Origin of the sequence: Robertmurraya sp. (genome assembly GCF_036676585.1) — a bacterium.
Taxonomy (GTDB): Bacteria; Bacillota; Bacilli; order Bacillales; family Cytobacillaceae; genus Robertmurraya_A.
The window spans coordinates 40,722-46,721 of the sequence record NZ_JAKFCQ010000073.1; the positions used below are offsets into that span (position 1 = coordinate 40,722).

At 37.6% G+C, this 6,000-nt stretch carries 7 protein-coding genes and 10 tRNA genes; all 17 read right to left on the reverse strand.

Annotated features, from left to right (window positions below; translation table 11 throughout):
- Window positions 1–169: 169 nt before the first annotated feature.
- A complete protein-coding gene (locus ACGLXV_RS10405; protein ID WP_066052309.1) occupies window positions 170–370 on the reverse strand; it encodes a cold-shock protein in 201 nt (66 codons plus the stop codon).
- Window positions 371–623: 253 nt separating this feature from the next.
- Window positions 624–1,331 (reverse strand): DNA alkylation repair protein, encoded by a 708-nt coding sequence (locus ACGLXV_RS10410; RefSeq protein ID WP_391558523.1) that lies wholly within the window; start codon window positions 1,329–1,331, stop codon window positions 624–626.
- Window positions 1,332–1,427: 96 nt separating this feature from the next.
- The gene (locus tag ACGLXV_RS10415) at window positions 1,428–1,880 is read right to left on the reverse strand and encodes an anthrone oxygenase family protein (protein ID WP_391558524.1); all 453 of its coding nucleotides are present in this window, start codon (window positions 1,878–1,880) and stop codon (window positions 1,428–1,430) included.
- Window positions 1,881–1,918: 38 nt separating this feature from the next.
- Window positions 1,919–2,572, reverse strand: a complete 654-nt coding sequence (locus tag ACGLXV_RS10420; RefSeq protein WP_391558525.1) for a DUF1801 domain-containing protein — start codon at window positions 2,570–2,572, stop codon at window positions 1,919–1,921.
- A gap of 56 nt (window positions 2,573–2,628) precedes the next feature.
- Window positions 2,629–3,027, reverse strand: coding sequence for a VOC family protein (locus ACGLXV_RS10425; protein WP_391558526.1), 399 nt, complete (start codon window positions 3,025–3,027; stop codon window positions 2,629–2,631).
- Between the two features lie 109 nt (window positions 3,028–3,136).
- Window positions 3,137–4,321 carry a SpoIID/LytB domain-containing protein gene (locus ACGLXV_RS10430; protein WP_391558527.1) on the reverse strand — a complete coding sequence of 395 codons (1,185 nt, stop codon included), beginning with the start codon at window positions 4,319–4,321 and terminating at the stop codon, window positions 3,137–3,139.
- A 137-nt stretch (window positions 4,322–4,458) separates the two neighbouring features.
- Complete coding sequence (locus ACGLXV_RS10435; RefSeq protein ID WP_391558528.1) at window positions 4,459–4,848, reverse strand: VOC family protein; 390 nt, start codon at window positions 4,846–4,848, stop codon at window positions 4,459–4,461.
- 197 nt (window positions 4,849–5,045) lie between these two features.
- Window positions 5,046–5,119, reverse strand: a tRNA-Arg gene (locus tag ACGLXV_RS10440).
- 10 nt (window positions 5,120–5,129) lie between these two features.
- Window positions 5,130–5,220 (reverse strand) — tRNA-Ser (locus tag ACGLXV_RS10445).
- 13 nt (window positions 5,221–5,233) lie between these two features.
- Window positions 5,234–5,308: transfer RNA gene (locus tag ACGLXV_RS10450), tRNA-Asn, on the reverse strand.
- A gap of 34 nt (window positions 5,309–5,342) precedes the next feature.
- A tRNA-Ile gene (locus ACGLXV_RS10455) sits at window positions 5,343–5,419 on the reverse strand.
- A 6-nt stretch (window positions 5,420–5,425) separates the two neighbouring features.
- Window positions 5,426–5,499 (reverse strand) — tRNA-Gly (locus ACGLXV_RS10460).
- An 11-nt stretch (window positions 5,500–5,510) separates the two neighbouring features.
- A tRNA-Cys gene (locus ACGLXV_RS10465) sits at window positions 5,511–5,584 on the reverse strand.
- A gap of 4 nt (window positions 5,585–5,588) precedes the next feature.
- Window positions 5,589–5,660 (reverse strand) — tRNA-Gln (locus ACGLXV_RS10470).
- A 20-nt stretch (window positions 5,661–5,680) separates the two neighbouring features.
- A tRNA-His gene (locus ACGLXV_RS10475) sits at window positions 5,681–5,756 on the reverse strand.
- A 10-nt stretch (window positions 5,757–5,766) separates the two neighbouring features.
- Window positions 5,767–5,850 (reverse strand) — tRNA-Tyr (locus ACGLXV_RS10480).
- Between the two features lie 29 nt (window positions 5,851–5,879).
- Window positions 5,880–5,955, reverse strand: a tRNA-Phe gene (locus tag ACGLXV_RS10485).
- Window positions 5,956–6,000: the final 45 nt, after the last annotated feature.

Here is a 6,000-nt window from a genome sequence, read left to right on the forward strand (position 1 = left end):
TAACACAAACATAATTAGGTGAATTCGTTATTATGTGATACACTTTATTTACCATTTGATTTACTTGCTTACATTGTGCCCTGCTCATTCAGTGAGTGGGGATCCTTGTATTTAAAAGAAAAGAAAAAAAACAGACTCTAAAAAGAGCCTGCTTAGTTTGTTTTTATTATTAAGCTTTACGCACGTTAGCTGCTTGAGCTCCACGTTGGCCTTGCTCAACGTCAAAAGTAACTGCTTGACCTTCGTCTAAAGATTTAAAACCTTCGCCTTGGATAGCTGAGAAATGAACGAATACGTCTTCTCCGGCTTCACGCTCGATAAATCCGAAACCTTTTTCTGCGTTAAACCATTTTACTTTACCTTGTTCCATTTTGTTTCCTCCTGCTGTGTGATTTTCACACAATATGTTACTATCCTTGGACTCAGTGATCATCAAGACGAAAAGTTAATCTTATACTATCCTTTACACCGAACAAAAATAATTCTTCTAAAGTTTAACATTTTTTATAAGAATTTGCAAGAAGACAACTGACTTATAATTTCTCAGAAAACTACCTCTTTCAGTATATCAACAAAAAAGAGTGTCAATCCTTCTGGAATCACACCCCGATTTGAAACTATTTTTAACATCTTACATATTTGCGCTTGAAACCAAGCTTTCCTCTATCCATTTCTTTTTGAATACTTTCGAAAGCGTTTAGGAAACTGCTTTTTTTATTGTCCCGTTTGACTTCTACAATTCCTATTTCCTTTGAAATTTCGACTGCCTTTTCATGTTGTGGCAAATAGGAAATCCCCACGGTGTATACGAAATTATTCATAGCTGATTTGGTTCGCTCTGGCGAATCATGAATCGTATTTTTCACCATATCAAGCATATTGGAAATCTTGCTTTCGGAAAACTCTTTGTCTTTTCGATTCCCTAAAAGCCAGCAGTAGCAACTCCATCCGGCTGACATTCTCAACTCGTCACCGCTTGCAATCCATTTATCAGCAACGTCCTGTGCAATATCTGACTCTGATAAAGTTACTGCCACCACATAATCAGACACCATATAAAAATACGCCCCATCCATCCAACGATCAAAGTCCGACTCAGTCATCGCTTTTGGGTCTGCAATAATGCCTGCAAAATACATTGCATCGTAGTTACCTGTGGCATAAAGCTCGTCAGCTAAATCTTGATTTATTTTTATTTTCTTTGCGATTGGTTTCATTGCACCTGTAGCCACGCCAAAAACTGGCTCGTGCGCACCATTGGATATGTACATTTTTTTAGTTCGTTCCTTACCGAGGGCTTCAAGTTCCTTCATAACTGTTTCGAAATCCATAGTTTTGTACTTCCTTCCTTAATATTACCTTTTTAATTATAAACAACTAATATTATAAAAAATAGTTACGGGTAAATAGATTAGATCTGACAATTCCTAATTTGAAACCGATAAACAAAGTAACACGAAACCAATAAGAAGCAACCAAGATCGAATAGATTGAAAGAACATCCAACGTTTTCTTATCTCCATCCAATCAGTGGGTGGATGATCGGCATCCCATTGTTGAATTTCCCTGTTAATTGGAACATTATATTTAATAGTTAATACTGTTGCTAAAATAAACATCGTGGCAGTAGAAAAACGGATAGTAAGTTCGAAACCACCTATTTGATTAGTAAATAATGCGTATATTACGGTTAGAATTACACTTAAAGGCATTAATATGGGCATAATGAGTCCATATGTTTTCAGTGAATCTTGTTCAAAACGTATATGGTACTTTTGCGGTAAATGACGGATAACTGGATGTACTAAGGCAAATGAAGTAAACTCAGCACAGGCAGTGAATCCAGCTACTATCAAAGTAATAAAACCTAAAAAATCCAAATTAATTATCTCCTAAAATTCAATTAATGATATGCTACTTATCGAATGTTCTTGTGCGAGCCGTCACAGGAGGGCATTTTTTGAGATAGTCCACAAGTGCAATCCTTTAATCCCTTTCCACTGAGAATTTTCTCCATACAATTTTCAACCCTTGACACTCGAGTTTTGGATTGTTTCGGTTGAGAAAAATAAAGAATGTATGCTCTTTGCCGTCCCGGCGTCAATGCTTCAAAAGCAGTTTTCAAGTCTGGTGTTTCATCGAATTTATTTTGAAGTTCTTCCGGAATGATGAATTCTGTATTCTTTTTTAAAGTCACTTCCAAACCGGCTTTTTCAACTTCAATGGCTTCAAGAATGTATTCTTTCAAAATGGGTTCTAGTTCAACTATTTCTTGAAGATTGGTGAATCGAATTTGGCGTGCCGCCTGTACATTCTCGGTTTGTTGGACAAGAATTCCATGGGGATCTTTTAATAAAGCACCTTTGTGAAACAGAAGCGCACAATATTCTTTAAATCCATGTATTAAAACGATGTTTTTTTTCTCAAACGTATAACACGGATGCATCCACTTAAACTCTTCAGTCAGATCACAGTCAAGAACAATATGTCTCAACCTCTCAGATTCTTCCTTCCATTTTTTAGTTTCACTTAAATAATCATCAACTTTTGGATTCATTCTACTATTTGTCATCAAGGTACCTCTTTTCAATTTTCGATCGGCTGCTATGCTATTCGTTTATACGACTTTCACAAAGGGAGATTTAGTTGCCACGATACTCCAAACCGATCATTTAGCCAACCAAACCTTTGACTAAAACCATAATCCCCAATTGGCATAAGCGCTTGTCCACCCTCGATAAGTTTCTGATAAATGCTATTAATTTCCTCTTCACTATCACAAGTAACAAAAATTGATATGGAAGGAGTAAATGAAAACTGATGCTTCAGATTACTATCAATACACATAAATTCTTGCCCTTTTAAAGAAAAAGTAGCCTGCATTACTGTTCCTTCATCTCCAGATTCATTCTCTCCATAGCGAACAATACTTGTAATCTCTGAATCCTCAATGATTGATATGTAATAATTCATTGCTTCTTCTGCTTTGCCATCTTGAAACATTAAGAATGGTGTAACTTTTCCCATTAGGTTCAACTCCTTAAGTTTTTTAGTGCAATTTTTAACTACAGTCCAGTTTGATTATTTATCTTTTCTAAAGGCAAAAAAATGATGATACCTGAAAGATATCATCATTTTAATTATCTGGAAAGGTTTTGGTGACTTTAACTTGAGTACCAGGATAATAGTGCCCTAAAATTTCTTTGTAGGTTTTCCCCTTCTCTGCCATTTCGTTTGCACCCCATTGACTCATCCCAACTCCATGGCCATGACCTTTGCCACTTACTTTATAAGAAGTTGGGGTCATTTCAAACGAACTTATTAGATAACTTCTAAAATGGCTTCCACCTATCATCGGTCGTATTTTTTTTAATTCAACATGATCCATTGAGACTTCTTCGAATAAAATAGTGTCATCAATCAACCTTCTCATGAATTCGATTTGGATTGAGCCTTTCATTGACCTTTGTGATTCATTTTTAATATTATCGACTTCAAAATAAGGAATACTTAAAATTTTTATGTCACCTTCATACCCATTTCGATTAAGCCATTTTTTAATAGATACACTAATTTTACCATCTTTCTCCTTTAACTCGTTCCAACCCTTCGATCTGATTTCTTCCAAATCTATTTGTGTTTTATGTAATGTAAAATCCCAGGGTTGAATGGGATCATAAGGATCTTGTTTGATAGGGAAATATGGGCTTGGACTGCCACCCCATACATTTTTATTACTTTCTGTTATTCCACCATTACTCGCAGAATAAAAAGCACTTATGGGCTTATCTTGAAACGTAATGATTTCTCCTTTCGTATCAATTACAGCCCTTTTGGTTTTCTTGAATTGATTGTACCCTCCGTAGACTTGATATTGAATGGTATCGTCTAGTTTGGGATTTTTATGGGTGATTGTATAAGTACGAGCAGCTAACGTTTGTGCTTTTAAGGCCTCTATATTCCATTCGGGAAACACTTCAAATGGGACTACACCCTTTAAGTAATCCTCTAAAAGTATTTGATTAACTGGTCTAATGTTTTTTTCTTCTATATTAAACTCTACCGCACCCATATAAGGTCTTCCATCAATGTATATTAGGTGCTTTTCATCATAAGCATATGGATATAAAATAAACGGGCTATCTATTTCCGTTGTTGACTCTCCACAAGTAAGAAACATTTTCCCACCTTTAAACGAAAGTGTATATTCATCCCCTTCATTTACCATCAATGCTGGATCTAACGTTGAATAAGCTCCTTTTATTTGAAATGGTAATTTAGAGGTGTCTCCAATATAATTTCTTAATCTCACAGAGATCATCTCTTCCGCTTGCACTTCATTAGCGAATATTAGTAAAAAAACTGTGGAAATTATAAGAATAAGTGTTTTCATAACCATATTATTTATTATATGGTTACTGATTATTCCTGAAGCCTTATTCCTATAGAGAGATACTTTTATAATTCTTTTTGATTAACATTTAGTTCAATTAAATTACCATCCGGATCAGCACAGAAAATTTGCGCAAATCCACTTTTTCCATATGGTTTTTCAAGGAGTTCAACTTTATTCTGTTTTAGCCATGTAAGTGTGTCATAGTAGTTCTCGACTCTAAGGGCAAAGTGACCTTCTCTACTGGATAACCTTTTATCCTGACGAATCGTCTGTGAAAAAGGATCAACGATCAAGTGGAGTTGCTGTCCTTCAATTTCATACCAGGCACCTGAAAAATCAAAATCTGGACGTGGTATTTCATTTAAACATAAAACTTTCCCATAGAAATCTTTTGCTCTCTCCAAATCTGTAACAGTAAGACTTACATGATGAAGACTTTTATATTTAATCAAAACGTTCACTTCTTTCTATTCTACTGATTTGTTTTTATCTTACTCAAAAAACCTCCTTTATGGAAGTGAGTTCAAACCATCCACCCACCTGCTACTCTTCTAGGTTGACTGAAAAGCCCTAAAGTTATTATTTTCTTAAAAGATATAAAAGCACAAAAAAAAACGCTCAATAAGCGTTTTTTCTCTTTGTTATTTTACGCGCCTTAGAGGATTCGAACCTCTGACCGTACGCTTAGAAGGCGTATGCTCTATCCAGCTGAGCTAAAGGCGCATATATATACTGGCGGAGAAGGAGGGATTTGAACCCTCGCGCCGGTTACCCGACCTACACCCTTAGCAGGGGCGCCTCTTCAGCCTCTTGAGTACTTCCCCATAGACATAAAAATGGCTCCGCAGGTAGGACTCGAACCTACGACCGATCGGTTAACAGCCGATTGCTCTACCACTGAGCTACTGCGGAACATTGAAAAATTATTTTGCTATCGTAAAAAATCTGGTGGGCCTAAATGGACTCGAACCATCGACCTCACGCTTATCAGGCGTGCGCTCTAACCAGCTGAGCTATAGGCCCCTTATTTGGAGCGGGTGATGAGAATCGAACTCACGACATCAGCTTGGAAGGCTGAGGTTTTACCATTAAACTACACCCGCAAATATTAAATTGGAGGCAACACCCGGATTTGAACCGGGGATAAAGGTTTTGCAGACCTCTGCCTTACCACTTGGCTATGCTGCCATGACTGGGCTAGCTGGATTCGAACCAACGCATGACGGAGTCAAAGTCCGTTGCCTTACCGCTTGGCTATAGCCCAATGGAGAAATTTATATATAATGGGGCGACTGATGGGAATCGAACCCACGAATGTCGGAACCACAATCCGATGCGTTAACCACTTCGCCACAACCGCCATTATAATATGGTGGAGGGGGACGGATTCGAACCGCCGAACCCAAGGGAGCGGATTTACAGTCCGCCGCGTTTAGCCACTTCGCTACCCCTCCATATTGGAATAAATGAGCAATAAAATTAATGGTGGCTCAGGACGGAATCGAACCGCCGACACAAGGATTTTCAGTCCTTTGCTCTACCGACTGAGCTACTGAGCCACTTAAAATGGCGGTCCCGACCGGGATCGAACCGGCGATCTCCTG